The following is a 14,562-nucleotide window of genomic DNA, read 5'->3' as shown; positions in this document are numbered from 1 at the left end:
GGATAAGCCCTCTCTGTTTGAGGGCTTTATTGATTTTTTCTGTGCTGTGACTTGAACAAACTACTAATAAACAAGAAACACAACGCCCCCAACGCACACCAGAAGACGGCGCTCAATAACCATGCCAGCTCTTGCCAGAATGAGCGTGTTGGTGAAAAAAACAGACGCATAATTAACATAGAACACGGTGCCGCCAGCATTGCGCCAAACAGCGGTTTAAGGACTTCTCTACGCTGCGAAAAAAAGCTGGCAACCGCCCCAGGAAGAATGAAAAACAGCAAGCCGATTTCAGGATGCCCGGCAGCCCGAAAAGCGCCTTTCATTTGCGTCGCCAGGAACAGGCACACTACAATGAAGAGGACAAAACAGCAGATTGCCCCCGCCCAACGTTGTTTATGTTTCACTCGCTCCTCCTGACACTGCCTCTATCGAACACATTTTCGCCACTATGGCGTTCAGTAAGATAAAGCCGCTTCGCATTCCATGCTAATATAGGCCAACGCAATTTTTATAGCCGTTGGTACTTAATGTGATTACACTAGTAAAATATATTGTTTCTTTACTATTGCTTATGTGCGCTGAATGAATCCGCGCCCTGATTTCAGGTAAAAACATTATCTTAAATTACCATTTCTTTCAATAGCTTACTCGTAAACAAGAAGTTAGTCTCCGTGAATATAAACGTCGCCGAATTGTTAAATGGGAATTACATTCTGTTATTATTTGTAGTCCTTGCGCTTGGACTATGTCTAGGAAAATTACGACTTGGTTCAATCCAACTGGGTAATTCCATTGGCGTTTTAGTCGTATCGTTACTATTAGGGCAACAACATTTCAGCATTAACACCGACGCGCTTAATCTTGGCTTTATGTTGTTTATTTTCTGCGTCGGGGTCGAAGCCGGCCCCAACTTTTTTTCCATTTTTTTCCGCGATGGGAAAAATTACCTAATGTTAGCTCTGGTGATGGTTAGCAGTGCGCTGGCGATCGCCTTAGGGTTGGGTAAGCTGTTTGGCTGGGATATCGGTCTGACGGCCGGTATGTTGGCTGGCTCCATGACATCGACACCGGTTCTGGTCGGTGCTGGCGACACATTACGCCATTCCGGTATGGAAAGCGGACAGCTCTCCACAGCACTGGATAATCTAAGCCTTGGGTATGCGTTAACTTATTTAATTGGCCTGGTGAGTTTAATTGTCGGTGCACGTTATTTACCGAAGTTGCAACATCAGGATTTACAGACCAGCGCCCAACAAATCGCTCGCGAACGTGGCCTGGACACCGATGCCAGCCGCAAAGTTTATTTGCCGGTGATCCGCGCCTACCGTGTCGGCCCGGAGCTGGTGGCCTGGACCGACGGCAAAAATCTGCGTGAATTGGGTATTTATCGTCAAACCGGTTGCTACATTGAACGTATTCGTCGTAACGGGATTCTGGCAAATCCAGATGGCGACGCCGTACTGCAAATGGGCGATGAGATAGCGTTAGTGGGATATCCAGACGCCCATGCCCGCCTCGATCCCAGCTTCCGTAACGGTAAAGAAGTTTTTGATCGTGACCTTCTCGACATGCGTATCGTCACTGAAGAGGTCGTCGTCAAAAACCATAACGCGGTAGGTAAACGTCTGGCACAACTGAAGTTGACCGATCACGGTTGCTTCCTTAACCGCGTCATCCGCAGCCAGATTGAGATGCCAATTGATGACAACGTTGTGCTTAATAAAGGTGATGTTTTACAGGTGAGCGGCGATGCCCGTCGCGTGAAAACCATTGCTGACCGCATCGGCTTTATCTCGATTCACAGCCAGGTCACAGACCTGCTGGCATTCTGCGCGTTCTTTGTTATTGGCCTGATGATCGGGATGATCACCTTCCAGTTCAGTACATTTAGCTTTGGCATGGGTAACGCTGCTGGCTTGTTATTCGCCGGCATTATGTTGGGCTTTATGCGCGCTAACCACCCGACCTTCGGTTACATTCCGCAGGGGGCGTTAAGCATGGTGAAAGAGTTCGGCTTGATGGTGTTTATGGCAGGCGTTGGTTTAAGCGCCGGTAGCGGCATTAATAACGGCCTGGGCGCGATCGGTGGTCAGATGTTAATTGCCGGATTGATTGTCAGTCTGGTGCCGGTGGTTATCTGCTTCCTGTTCGGCGCTTATGTACTGCGTATGAACCGCGCACTCCTGTTCGGCGCGATGATGGGCGCGCGTACTTGTGCGCCGGCAATGGAGATCATCAGCGACACCGCACGCAGTAACATCCCAGCCTTAGGTTATGCGGGCACTTATGCAATAGCTAACGTACTGCTAACGCTGGCCGGGACAATCATTGTCATGGTATGGCCAGGACTCGGATAAAACTGAAGTTGCCCTGAAAATGAAATTTTTTTGTACAATCGGCGAACTTTTCTTTGGGGCATCAGTCTTAATTAGTGCCACTGCTTTTCTTTGATGTCCCCATTTTGTGGAGCCCATCAACCCCGCCATTTTGGTTCAAGGTTGATGGGTTTTTTGTTGCCTGAAATTTATCTCCTGCCCCGCCACTCGTGCCACCATCCGTAAAATCTCCTCGCGCGATAGCGGCTTACGGTCAGTGACAAAATGCAGCGTCATCCCTTCAATAAAAGCATCCAGAGCCCGGGCCGTTCCAGGTTCAAACCATTGTTCGAGTGTTTGCTGACTGCGCTGCATCCAGTTTTGCATCACTGTTTTTAATAACGGTTTTCGACTGGCCAGCGCGTAGAGTTGATACATCAGTTCCATGTTGTCCGGCGTTGCAACCTGCGAGCTGTAGATCATTTCTGTGATGGCCTGGCAGGCACTGGGGGCATCGCTGACATCGAGGAAAAATGCCTGATATTGCCGTGACATAGTCTGCGTAAAGCTACTGAACGCCTCCAGCAATAGCTCATCAATCCCTGAAAAATAGTAGGTCATCGACCCTAACGGTACACCGGCAAGGGTAGCTATTTTACGGTGCGTCACGGCATGTATTCCGTAAAGTTTCACCGCCTCGAGAGTGGCCTGGATGATTTTTTCTCGCCGTTGTGGATCGTTAGCGCGACGCATGTCATTTCCTCTCTCTGCAATTGTGTACAAATGTACACAACCTTGCTAAGGTTGTCTTCTCTCTTCTTTTTTTGACGTGATCTATGACAGTAAATTCTTCACGTAATGCCTTGAAACGCCGTACCTGGGCGCTGTTCATGTTCTTCTTTTTGCCGGGCCTTCTAATGGCTTCCTGGGCAACCAGAACGCCCGCCATCCGCGACATTCTTTCTGTCTCTATCGCCGAAATGGGCGGAGTGCTCTTTGGTCTGTCAATCGGTTCGATGAGCGGCATTCTCTGCTCGGCGTGGTTAGTAAAACGCTTTGGGACGCGTAATGTCATCCTGGTCACGATGTCCTGCGCATTGATCGGGATGATGATATTAAGTCTGGCGCTCTGGCTGACATCTCCTGTGCTCTTTGCCGTTGGTCTTGGCGTTTTTGGCGCCAGTTTTGGTTCCGCAGAAGTGGCGATAAACGTTGAAGGTGCTGCCGTTGAGCGAGAAATGAATAAAACGGTTTTGCCGATGATGCATGGCTTCTACAGTCTCGGTACGCTGGCGGGGGCTGGTGTAGGGATGGCGCTGACGGCCTTTGGAGTTCCGGCAACTGTTCACATTTTGCTGGCGGCGCTGGTGGGCATCGCGCCTATTTATATCGCTATTCAGGCAATCCCTGACGGTACGGGAAAAAATGCTGCCGATGGCACGCAGCATAGTGAAAAAGGGGTTCCTTTTTATCGCGATATTCAGTTGCTATTAATTGGTGTCGTGGTGCTGGCAATGGCTTTTGCAGAAGGTTCTGCCAACGACTGGTTACCCTTATTAATGGTTGATGGCCACGGATTTAGCCCAACGTCCGGCTCATTGATATACGCAGGTTTCACATTGGGGATGACCGTTGGACGTTTTACCGGCGGCTGGTTTATTGATCGCTACAGCCGCGTTGCCGTGGTACGTGCCAGTGCACTAATGGGTGCGTTGGGTATCGGGCTAATTATTTTTGTTGATAGCGCCTGGGTCGCCGGGGTATCTGTCGTTCTTTGGGGACTGGGTGCCTCGCTGGGCTTCCCGCTGACCATTTCAGCCGCCAGTGATACCGGCCCCGATGCGCCAACCCGTGTCAGCGTAGTGGCCACGACCGGTTATCTGGCTTTCCTCGTCGGGCCGCCACTGCTGGGCTATCTCGGCGAACATTATGGATTACGTAGTGCAATGCTGGTTGTACTGGCGCTGGTTATTCTCGCGGCTATCGTCGCAAAAGCCGTCGCCAAACCCAATACAAAAACGCAGACTGCGATGGAGAATAGTTGATGGGCATTAAATTAATTGCGGTAGACATGGACGGTACTTTCTTAAGCGATCAAAAAACCTATAACCGCGAGCGGTTTATGGCCCAATATCAGCAGATGAAAGCACAAGGTATTCGCTTTGTGGTTGCCAGCGGGAATCAATATTATCAGTTGATCTCATTCTTCCCCGAAATTGCCGATGAAATTGCTTTTGTGGCGGAAAATGGTGGCTGGGTAGTGAGCGAAGGCAAAGATGTTTTTAATGGTGAGCTATCGAAAGATGCTTTTGCCACTGTCGTGGCGCATTTGCTGACGCGCCCGGAAGTGGAGATTATTGCCTGCGGCAAAAATAGCGCCTATACCCTCAAAAAATATGACGATGCCATGAAAACCGTGGCGGAAATGTATTATCACCGTCTGGAATACGTCGATAACTTTGACAACCTAGAAGATATCTTCTTCAAGTTTGGCCTGAATCTTTCCGATGAACTGATTCCACAAGTGCAGAAAGCATTACATGAAGCCATCGGCGATATTATGGTGCCAGTGCATACCGGCAACGGCAGCATCGATTTAATCATCCCCGGCGTGCATAAAGCCAATGGCCTGCGTCAACTCCAGAAATTATGGGGAATAGACGACAGCGAAGTCGTGGTCTTTGGCGATGGCGGTAATGATATTGAGATGCTGCGTCAGGCAGGGTACAGCTTCGCAATGGAAAATGCCGGCAGCGCGGTTGTTGCAGCGGCGAAATATCGTGCAGGTTCCAATAACCGTGAAGGCGTACTGGACGTGATTGATAAAGTTCTTAAACACGAAGCGCCATTTAATCAATAAAACGGCAGCACGCCCGGCAACACAACGCCTGAATGAAGGCTGCATAATTCGCAGAAATTAACTCACCGGATTATTTCAGGCGAAATGATTATGAAGAATTATGTTTTGCTGGGCGCGTTTCTCATGAGCTTTGCCGGTGCAACGATGGCGCAAAGCGTTACCGTCGATGTGCCAAGTGGATACAAAGTGGTAGTGGTCCCTGATTCTGTCAGCGTTCCACAAGCCGTCAGTGTCGCTACTGTGCCGCAAACCGTCTATGTGGCTCCTGCTCCGGCTTACCGTCCACATCCGTATGTTCGTCACCTTGCCAGCGTTGGCGAAGGAATGGTTATCGAACATCAGATCGATGACCATCACCATTAATACGAAAATGCCTGATTGCATTGTGCAATCAGGCATTTTTTTACCCTTCGTGCGAATTTCCTACCTGTTTATCTTTTAAAAAGATAAACATCAGCAGCAGCCACAAAATTCCGTTGGCAAGGTTGAAGAGATTAAACAGACCATTGCCGCCGTTCAGATACGCGTGTTTACTGATCTCAATACCGACAGTGAAAATCAGCATTTGCAACATACCCATCGCCGCCGAGACAGTACCTTTACTCATATCGCTGGCAAACAGGGTTAATCGCACCAGTCCCGCATTCGCCAGACCAATACCAAAAGCATAAATACTTAACCCAGCGGTCATCCACAAATACGCGTGCGATGAGATGACCGTTGCCGCAGCAGCGACCAACAGACCAATCATAATCGGCCAACCGCCCATAATGATCAGCGAACGTACGGTGCGACGCGAGGTCAGTCGCGCCAGCAGTAGGTTCCCCGCAATTAATGCGCCGAAAATGGGAACTTGCAGCAAACCATATTCATAGCTGCTCAACTGCTCGCCGGTTATGATAATAATCGGCGACTGGGCAATCCACGCCAGCAACGGTAGACTAACAAACCCCAGTGCCAGCGCCCCCGCAACAAAGCGACCATTCTTCAGCACCAGCTTGTAGTCACGCCCGAGCTCTTTCAGCGACAGTTTCTCACCTATACGCGTGGCGGTTTCTGGCATGGCACGTTGCAGACCGAAGAAGGAGATCGTTGCCAATGCGGCAAATAATACAAACATCCCTTCCCAGGGCAGCACATGGATCCACGCCGCCCCCACCAACGGGCCGAGTAGCGGAGCAATCAGCGCCACGTTCGCCATCAGCGCGGTGATCTTGATACAAACCGCCTCTTCGAAGGATTCCTGAATTGCGGCGTAACCCACAGCGCCAATGAAACAGAGGCTTATGCCCTGCAAGAAGCGCAACAGCGTGAATTGTTCAATGTTTTGCGCCAGTAATATCGCCAGACAAGTGATGATAAACCACACTACGCCCGCCAGCATCACCGGACGGCGACCAATACGATCCGACAATGGCCCCAGCAGCCACTGTAAAAACATCCCACCCGCAAGGTACGCGGTCATCGAGGTAGGAACCCAATCAATGCCCGCCTGGTACTGTTCCACCACGGCCAACATACCGGGCTGAATCATATCGTTACCGATATAGGTTGAGAATTCGTAGAGCACCAGACAGAGAGGGAAAAGTAATGCCTGACGTCCAAGTCTGGCACCATTAGCTAATCTATTTTGCATGCAATTTCTTCGCCAAGAATAATCGCGCAAAGTTTAATAAAAGCGCGGCTAACGAGAAAGCAATTTTTGCTCCTTAAGCACATTCTTACATTAATCGGCGATTAGACTCTCTTTTTTTAAGCTTTATTTAACTACCGCGCGTTACCATTACTTCACGTAATACGGGCCGCTTATGAGAAATAAGACGATGCCGCTTTACCCTGTTTAACATGCACCTTATTCTCACCGCCTTGCCTGACGGCTCTCCATTAAACACCTTATGAGTCTGGAAGTTATGCTGGAAAATCTCAATTACTCATTATTCTCTCTAATTAATGCCACGCCAGATCCTTCTCCGTGGATGATCTCGTTGGCGATTTTTATTGCCAAAGATTTGATTACTGTGGTGCCGCTACTGGCCGGGGTACTTTGGCTGTGGGGACGTACGGCGCAACGGCAGATAGTGATAAAAATAGCGATCGCACTGGCTGTAAGTCTGTTTGTTTCCTGGGGGATGGGTCATTTATTTCCACATGACCGCCCGTTTGTCGAGAATATCGGCTATAACTTCCTGCACCATGCGGCGGATGACTCTTTCCCGAGCGATCACGGCACGGTGATCTTCACCTTCGCTCTGGCATTTTTAATCTGGCATCGTTTGTGGTCCGGATCGCTTCTCATGGTGCTGGCCGTAATTATTGCCTGGTCGCGGGTCTACCTTGGCGTCCACTGGCCACTGGATATGCTTGGTGGGTTGTTGGCGGGAATGATTGGTTGCCTTAGCGCGCAGATTATCTGGCAAGCTGCGGGAGCGGTGCTCTACCAGCGACTGCAATCGTGGTATCGCTTCTGTTTCGCCTTACCGATCCGTAAAGGCTGGGTACGTGGCTGATTTCGGATAAAACGTGTAATATCAGGCGGCTCGCTTCAATAACTATTCAGAGGGAATATGGAAACACGTCGCGAAGAGCGCATCGGGCAATTACTCCAGGAATTAAAACGCAGCGATAAGTTACATCTGAAGGACGCCGCCGCCCTACTTGGGGTTTCAGAGATGACGATTCGTCGCGACCTGAATAACAACAGCGCCCCCGTCGTATTACTCGGCGGCTATATCGTTCTCGAACCACGCAGCGCCAGCCATTACCTGCTAAGCGACCAAAAATCCCGTCTGGTGGAAGAAAAACGCCGCGCTGCGAAACTGGCCGCGACGTTGGTAGAACCCGGTCAGACCCTCTTTTTTGACTGCGGCACCACTACGCCCTGGATTATTGAAGCGATTGATAATGAAATCCCTTTCACCGCCGTTTGTTATTCACTGAATACCTTTCTGGCGCTGCAAGAGAAACCACATTGCCGGGCGTTTCTTAGTGGTGGAGAATTTCACGCCAGCAACGCCATCTTCAAACCTATCGATTTTCAACAAACGCTGAATAATTTTTGTCCGGATATCGCTTTTTATTCCGCTGCGGGTGTACATATCAAAAAAGGCGCAACCTGTTTTAATCTTGAAGAGTTGCCGGTAAAACACTGGGCTATGTCGATGGCGCAAAAGCATGTGCTGGTTGTCGACCACAGTAAGTTTGGTAAGGTACGTCCGGCACGCATGGGCGACCTGAAACGCTTTGATATCGTAGTAAGCGATCGTTGTCCGGAAGATGAGTATGTGAAGTACGCGCAAACGCAGCGTATTAAGTTAATGTATTAATTAAGCATCGCCGGATGACGTCAACGCGCCATCCGGTCATCTAAAGATTAAGAGAACCAGCTACCAAACCACTGATGGAATTTCATCATCACGAAATCCCACATCCGACCAAAGAATCCCCCCTCTTCCACATTCTCCATTACGATCAGCGGACGCTGTTCAATAGATTTACCGTTAAGCTGGAAATCAATGGTTCCGACGACCTGGCCTTTTTTCAGCGGTGCGGTGAGCTGCGGTTCGGTTAATGTATAACTGGCTTTCAGGTTTTTCAGTTGTCCACGCGGAATAGTCACCGATCCGCCTTCGCCAGCACCGAGATTCACTTCACTCTTATCGCCAAACCAGACTCGCTGGGTCACAAAGGTGGCATCAGGTTTAATTGGTGTCACGGTTTCAAAGAAACGGAAGCCCCAGGTGAGCAACTTTTCGGACTCATTAAAACGGATACGATCGGTTTTCGCTCCCAGTACCACAGAGATCAAGCGCATGTCTCCCTGGGTCGCGGAGGCCACCAGGTTGTAACCGGCTCCTGCCGTAGTACCGGTCTTCATACCATCGACATTGACATTACTACTCCACAGCAGACGGTTACGGTTAGGCTGGCGAATCTTGTTGAAGGTAAATTCCTTCTCTTTATGAATGGCGTACTCTTCCGGTACATCGTGGATTAACGCTTTGCCCAGCAAGGCCATATCGCGTGCGGTACTGAACTGCCCCGGAGCGTCAAGGCCGTGCACCGTCTGGAAGGTGGTGTTGGTCAGGCCCAATTTTTTAGCATAACCATTCATCAAGCCAATAAATGACTCCTGACTGCCCGCGACGTAATCTGCCAGCGCAATACAGGCGTCATTACCGGACTGAATAATCACGCCTTTGTTTAAATCGGCCACTGAAACCTGATCGCCCGGTTTGAGGAACATCACCGACGAACCGCGCAGCGCCGGATTCCCCGTCGCCCAGGCATCTTTACCGACCGTCACCATATCGGTGAGTTTAATCTTATCGGCCTTGAGCGCCTGCCCAACCACATAGCTGGTCATGATTTTGGTCAGACTGGCTGGGTCCAGTTTCTCATCCGCATTACCTTCAGCCAGCACTTTTCCGCTGGCGTAATCCATTAAAATCCATGCACGCGCATCCACGCTCGGCGCGTCAACGGTCTGTTCCGCCGCGAATGCCGTTGGGGCAAAAAGAAATAAAAATGCAGAACCCGCTGCAAGACCACGAAGGAGAGAGGAGTATTGCGTCATAAATGCCACCCGAGTATCCATTCAAAAAAAATACGTTATATCACCGTATGATAAGTTCGGTGATTAATAACGCACACACAAACTTAAAGAAACCGTAAGTTGGTAAAGTTTTTAAAGTTTATGCAATATCCTGCCGCTTCGCTGCTTCTGGCGTCATTTTTTTACCAACTGTTGCTTAAAAGTTAACTTTACTCCACCATCAGAGTCCTGTTCAGCCTGTGGCTGCCTGTATAAAAAGGGGTGAGTATGATTACGCTGTGGGGTCGGAATAATTCAACCAACGTAAAAAAAGTGTTGCTGACGCTCGAAGAACTGGATCTGCCTTATGAGCAAATTCTCGCGGGCCGTGAGTTTGGAGTAAACCATGACGCTGACTTTCTGGCGATGAATCCCAACGGGCTGGTGCCGCTGTTGCGCGACGACGAAAGTGATTTAATTCTCTGGGAATCGAACGCCATTGTCCGCTACCTGGCAGCACAGTACGGGCAAAACCGCTTGTGGATCGACTCGCCAGCACGTCGTGCAGAAGCGGAAAAATGGATGGACTGGGCAAACCAGACGCTCAGTAATGCCCATCGCGGGATCCTGATGGGATTGGTCAGAACACCGCCTGAAGAGCGCGACCAGGCCGCCATTGATGCCAGTTGCAAGGAATGCGACGCTCTGTTTGCCCTTCTTGATGCGGAACTGGCAAAAGTGAAATGGTTCTCTGGTGATAAATTTGGCGTGGGTGATATCGCTATTGCACCGTTTATCTACAATTTGTTTAACGTCGGTCTGATCTGGACACCGCGTCCAAATCTGGAACGCTGGTATCAACAGCTCACTGAACGCCCCGCAGTGCGTAAAGTGGTGATGATCCCCGTTAGCTAATTATTACGTGGACTTACTTTCAGTAATTCGCCATTGGACTCGTCGGTCAATACGTACAAATAACCGTCGGGCCCAGTGCGAACATCACGAATTCGCTGCCCTCTGTCCGTTAATATGCGGCCATCTTCCGTTACCTGATTGCCTTTGACGCTCATCACGATGACATCTTTGTCTTTTAACGCGCCAATAAATAATTTTTGCTGCCACTGGGGGAATTTGTCGCTGTTATAGAAGGCCATACCGCTCACGGCGGGCGAATCTTTCCAGTAGAAAATCGGTTGTTCGGTACCGGCAACGATTCCCCCTTTCGCTTCCGGTATTTTAAGTCCCGAGTAATTGATGCCCCAGGATGCCAGCGGCCAGCCGTAATTTTTGCCTTTTTCCGGGATATTAATTTCATCACCACCGCGCGGACCATGCTCATTCAGCCACAGCGCATTGCTCCACGGATTCATCGCCATCCCTTGCGGATTACGAATGCCGTAAGACCAGATCTCAGCGCGTGCACCGGATTCCTTTGCAAAAGGATTATCATCCGGGATCTCGCCCTGGTCGGTCAGACGCACCAGTTTGCCCTGTAATTTATCCAGATCCTGCGCCGTCGGGCGCTGATTGTTTTCCCCCAGACCAATAAACAAATAACCTTTGCCGTCAAACACCAACCGTCCGCCAAAATGGTTACCTGTAGAAAGCTTAGGCATCTGACGAAAAACGGTGCGGAAATCCGTTATTTTTGTCAGATCATCGCTCAAACGGCCATAACCTACGGCAGTACCGGCTTTGTCATCATCTCCCTGTTCCGAATAACTTAACCAGATGCGGCGAGACTGGGCAAAATCAGGCGCTAAAGCTACATCCAACAAGCCTCCCTGCCCGTGCGCCCAGACTTCCGGCACACCAGCCAGCGGCGCAGATAATCCTTTTCCTTCTTGCCAGTGGCGTAACTCGCCACCACGCAGCGTGATTAACATACCGTGATTATCGGGTAAAAAGGCCAGCGCCCAGGGATGGTCGAGTTTGTCTTGCAATACTTCGACATTTACCGTTGCAGGCGCCGCCCAGAGAGCGGAAGAAACACAGAAAAGGGTCACAAGGAAAAGAGATTGTCGATGCATAACGCCTCCGGATTGACTCTGGCTTAAAGCGTAGTCAGTCAAAAGCGCAACAAATGCATTTTTACATAAACTTAAACATGAAGGGGGAGATGCATTCTCCCCCTTAGTTTTCAGGCCTTCTCAAGCATGGCGTGCTTCTGCAGGCTCTGGATACTCAGCGTTAAGCTCATCAGACAATTTTCAAGCTTATCGGCGTTGACGGTAATAAAATTTGGGCAATCATGATACCCACTCATCAAACATACTGCGGCTGTCGCTAATGCTTCTTCAGCATGATGAAGAGCATCCCACTCTTCCTTATCCAGATGAAGATTCAACCGCAGCGATTTATCGTGCAATTCGCGATGCAGTTTAAAAAAGTTATCTCGTAGATGATTGCTTTCGCTGACGGACATGTATCCTTTGGCCTTCCTCAAATGCACGTATGCAGCGAGGTCAACTTGAGCGTCTTTCAACCGGTTCAGCAGGTCGATTCGCTGTCTGTCAACGAACATACTTCGATCCTCCTCTTTCCAACCTTGTTGCAATTAAATAGTATGGCTATTTTTTGAGCAAAATGCTGTCAAGGATCAATACTTCACATCTTATTAATATTAATTAACATTATTTCTCTTTCCAGTACCTCACATCCCCACGGTGCCAGTTCTAATTGTTGTGAACAAGCCTTGCCCGTTTCCGCCACTCGCCACGCTCCAGGAAGCACAACATTTTGTACATGAGCAGTGTAATTTTGTACAAAAACCCATTCCTGCTCGCCGTCTGTCCGACGCGTTGCAATAACGCCAGCAGGAAGTGCAGTAGCAAGTGCTTTTAGGAGATGAAGTGTGTTGATCAACATCGCGGCAAACGCTTGATGAAATGACGCATCATTACGCGAAGCCACATAGAAAGCACGACCTTGTCCGACGTGATTTACCGTTAACGCAGGTGTACCCGCATAAAAATCCTCACCATAGCGCGCCAGAACCTGAGCACCTTCGGCGTGAATAACCGCACATAATTCCCGTGCCTGCCATTGCCCCTGCAGTCCATACGCATTCGGCTCGCAGATAACTTCGTTATGCTGATAATCATTAAGACTATCAATCTCTTCAGCCCATACGCCCATCAGGTCACGCAACGGGCCAGGGAACCCACCCAGGTGACATAAATCGGTTTCATTGACAATCCCGGACCAGTAAGTGGTAACAAAATTGCCACCAGCTTCGACATAGGCACGAGCACGCGCAGCAAATCCATCGCGAACCATATAGAGCATTGGAGCGATAACTAACTGATAACCCGTAAGATCACAATCAGCATTGATAATATCGACCGCCACGCCCTGCTCCCAGAAAGGTCGGTAATGCTCCACTACCGTTTGTTCGTAGTGGATCCCGCAATTGCGCGGCCCGGCAGCATCATTGACCGCCCAGCGGTTTTCCCAGTCGAAAATAATGGCAACTTTGGCCTGCGTTTTCGTCCCAACCAGTTGTTTAAGATGAGCCAGCCGTTGCCCCAGTTGTATGACTTCGCGCCCGGTACGCGTCTCCAGATGACCGACGTGATCAACCACCGCACCATGAAACTTCTCCACGGCACCACGACTCTTACGCCACTGAAAATAGTGCACGCCGTCTGCGCCGTGAGCGACGGCCTGTAAGGAAGAAAGAATATTCATTCCCGGCTTTTTCAATTTGCTGGTTGGCTGCCAGCTTGTCTGGCTGGGCGTGGATTCCATCAGAATAAACGGTTTATTTTTCAAGGTACGCATCAGGTCGTGATACATCGCAGTTTTACAGGCTACGGCGCGTTCATCTTCCTGTTTGTGCCACATGGGGTAGCTATCCCAACTCACAAAATCAACCACTTCGGCTAATGCCCAGTAGTTGTAGTCATTGAAATACCACATAAAATTGGTCGTCGCAGGTAAATCGGGGCGTTCTGCTTTTAACGGCGCGATTTCCATTTGATAGAACTCTTTTACCTGCGATGTGACAAAGCGCCGCCAATCAAGATTCAAACCGTGGTTGGACATTTCACCTATTGGGGAAGGAGATTCAATTTGTGACCAGTCACTGTATGTATGACTCCAGAAGCCAGTCCACCATGCCTGATTAAGCGCCTCAAGAGTGGTGTAACGCGTCTGCAACCAACGGCGAAACGCCTGTTGGCATCCATTACAATGACACTCTCCGCCATACTCATTACTGATATGCCATCCCAGAACCGCCGGATGATTGGCGTATCGCTGCGCCAGCTTACGGTTAATTTGCGTCACTTTATCTTTATACACTGGCGAAGAAAGGCAGTGATTATGGCGACCACCGTGAAGCATTTTCTCGCGTGAGGCGCTAACTCTCAGAACCTCTGGATAACGAGCAGCAAGCCAGGCGGGTTTGGCTCCGCTTGGTGTTGCGAGGAAGACAGAGATCCCACCAGCATGAAGTTTATCCAGCACCTCATCCAGCCAGTCAAAGCGATACTCACCCTCTGTGGGTTCCAGCATTGACCAGCTAAAAATGCCCACCGACATGGTGTTACAACCAGCCTGTTGCATCAGGGCGATATCTTTTTCCAGAATCCCAGGGACATGTAACCATTGCTCCGGATTGTAATCAGCGCCATGAAGTAACCATGGGGCTCTGGGGATGATCGGTGGGTACTTGTCCATGCTGACTCCTGAATTGTTTTAAACAGACAAAAAATGTTATTCGTTCACAATAATGTCATCTAGTAATTTATTGCTTCGTTATGCAAGGAATGTCCGGCAGGAATGTGATCAAGTACGCGTTTTTCCCTTCAAACAGGTTCGTCGGTTCAGCTTACCGGCACTGAGACAGGTGA

The 14,562-nt window shown here is 49.6% G+C and carries 14 protein-coding genes; 7 read left to right on the top strand and 7 right to left on the bottom strand.

All coding sequences use genetic code 11. The features are described 5' to 3' along the window. Positions 1 to 26: 26 nt before the first annotated feature. Positions 27 to 404, bottom strand: coding sequence for an inner membrane protein YbjM (locus FEK66_RS13080; RefSeq protein ID WP_130205203.1), 378 nt, complete (start codon positions 402 to 404; stop codon positions 27 to 29). A 267-nt stretch (positions 405 to 671) separates the two neighbouring features. On the opposite strand from FEK66_RS13080, the gene FEK66_RS13075 reads away from it, so the two are divergent. Next, positions 672 to 2,357: an aspartate:alanine antiporter gene (locus tag FEK66_RS13075; protein ID WP_130205201.1), complete on the top strand. Its 1,686-nt coding sequence runs from the start codon at positions 672 to 674 to the stop codon at positions 2,355 to 2,357. 135 nt (positions 2,358 to 2,492) lie between these two features. Here FEK66_RS13075 and rcdA read toward each other — a convergent pair whose 3' ends face one another. Then, the gene (gene rcdA / locus FEK66_RS13070; RefSeq protein ID WP_135493606.1) at positions 2,493 to 3,068 is read right to left on the bottom strand and encodes a DNA-binding transcriptional regulator RcdA; all 576 of its coding nucleotides are present in this window, start codon (positions 3,066 to 3,068) and stop codon (positions 2,493 to 2,495) included. Positions 3,069 to 3,151: 83 nt separating this feature from the next. On the opposite strand from rcdA, the gene FEK66_RS13065 reads away from it, so the two are divergent. From FEK66_RS13065 to ybjH, 3 genes are all read left to right on the top strand, one after another. Next, entirely contained in the window at positions 3,152 to 4,360 is a 1,209-nt protein-coding gene (locus tag FEK66_RS13065) for an MFS transporter (RefSeq protein ID WP_131162165.1), read from the top strand. Continuing rightward, on the top strand, positions 4,360 to 5,175 hold the full coding sequence (gene ybjI / locus FEK66_RS13060; protein WP_130205195.1) for a 5-amino-6-(5-phospho-D-ribitylamino)uracil phosphatase: 816 nt from the start codon (positions 4,360 to 4,362) through the stop codon (positions 5,173 to 5,175). The genes FEK66_RS13065 and ybjI overlap by 1 nt, the downstream gene beginning before the upstream one ends. An 84-nt stretch (positions 5,176 to 5,259) precedes the next feature. Continuing rightward, positions 5,260 to 5,538, top strand: a complete 279-nt coding sequence (ybjH, locus tag FEK66_RS13055) for a protein YbjH (RefSeq protein WP_130205193.1) — start codon at positions 5,260 to 5,262, stop codon at positions 5,536 to 5,538. 40 nt (positions 5,539 to 5,578) lie between these two features. On the opposite strand, the gene mdfA is transcribed toward ybjH, so the two are convergent. After that, entirely contained in the window at positions 5,579 to 6,811 is a 1,233-nt protein-coding gene (mdfA, locus tag FEK66_RS13050; RefSeq protein ID WP_130205191.1) for a multidrug efflux MFS transporter MdfA, read from the bottom strand. 274 nt (positions 6,812 to 7,085) lie between these two features. Here mdfA and ybjG point away from each other — a divergent pair, with 274 nt between their 5' ends. After that, positions 7,086 to 7,682, top strand: coding sequence for an undecaprenyl-diphosphate phosphatase (gene ybjG, locus FEK66_RS13045; RefSeq protein WP_135493623.1), 597 nt, complete (start codon positions 7,086 to 7,088; stop codon positions 7,680 to 7,682). A gap of 57 nt (positions 7,683 to 7,739) precedes the next feature. Further along, entirely contained in the window at positions 7,740 to 8,498 is a 759-nt protein-coding gene (gene deoR, locus FEK66_RS13040; protein ID WP_130259747.1) for a DNA-binding transcriptional repressor DeoR, read from the top strand. Positions 8,499 to 8,545: 47 nt separating this feature from the next. Here the strand turns inward: deoR and dacC are convergent, their stop codons facing one another. Beyond that, positions 8,546 to 9,748: a serine-type D-Ala-D-Ala carboxypeptidase gene (gene dacC, locus FEK66_RS13035; protein WP_130214756.1), complete on the bottom strand. Its 1,203-nt coding sequence runs from the start codon at positions 9,746 to 9,748 to the stop codon at positions 8,546 to 8,548. Between the two features lie 246 nt (positions 9,749 to 9,994). On the opposite strand from dacC, the gene gstB reads away from it, so the two are divergent. Next, complete coding sequence (gstB, locus tag FEK66_RS13030) at positions 9,995 to 10,621, top strand: glutathione S-transferase GstB (protein WP_135493605.1); 627 nt, start codon at positions 9,995 to 9,997, stop codon at positions 10,619 to 10,621. Here gstB and FEK66_RS13025 read toward each other — a convergent pair. From FEK66_RS13025 to FEK66_RS13015, 3 genes are all read right to left on the bottom strand, one after another. Next, positions 10,618 to 11,736 carry a PQQ-dependent sugar dehydrogenase gene (locus FEK66_RS13025; protein ID WP_135493604.1) on the bottom strand — a complete coding sequence of 373 codons (1,119 nt, stop codon included), beginning with the start codon at positions 11,734 to 11,736 and terminating at the stop codon, positions 10,618 to 10,620. The genes gstB and FEK66_RS13025 overlap by 4 nt on opposite strands. Positions 11,737 to 11,846: 110 nt before the next feature. Beyond that, a complete protein-coding gene (bssR, locus tag FEK66_RS13020; RefSeq protein ID WP_130259751.1) occupies positions 11,847 to 12,230 on the bottom strand; it encodes a biofilm formation regulator BssR in 384 nt (127 codons plus the stop codon). 83 nt (positions 12,231 to 12,313) lie between these two features. Further along, entirely contained in the window at positions 12,314 to 14,389 is a 2,076-nt protein-coding gene (locus FEK66_RS13015) for a beta-galactosidase (RefSeq protein WP_135493603.1), read from the bottom strand. Positions 14,390 to 14,562 lie beyond the last annotated feature (173 nt).

This window comes from Escherichia sp. E1130, assembly GCF_005781065.1.
GTDB lineage: Bacteria > Pseudomonadota > Gammaproteobacteria > Enterobacterales > Enterobacteriaceae > Escherichia.
Note: the sequence above shows the minus strand (reverse complement) of the source record. Positions and strands in the feature narration are given on the sequence as shown.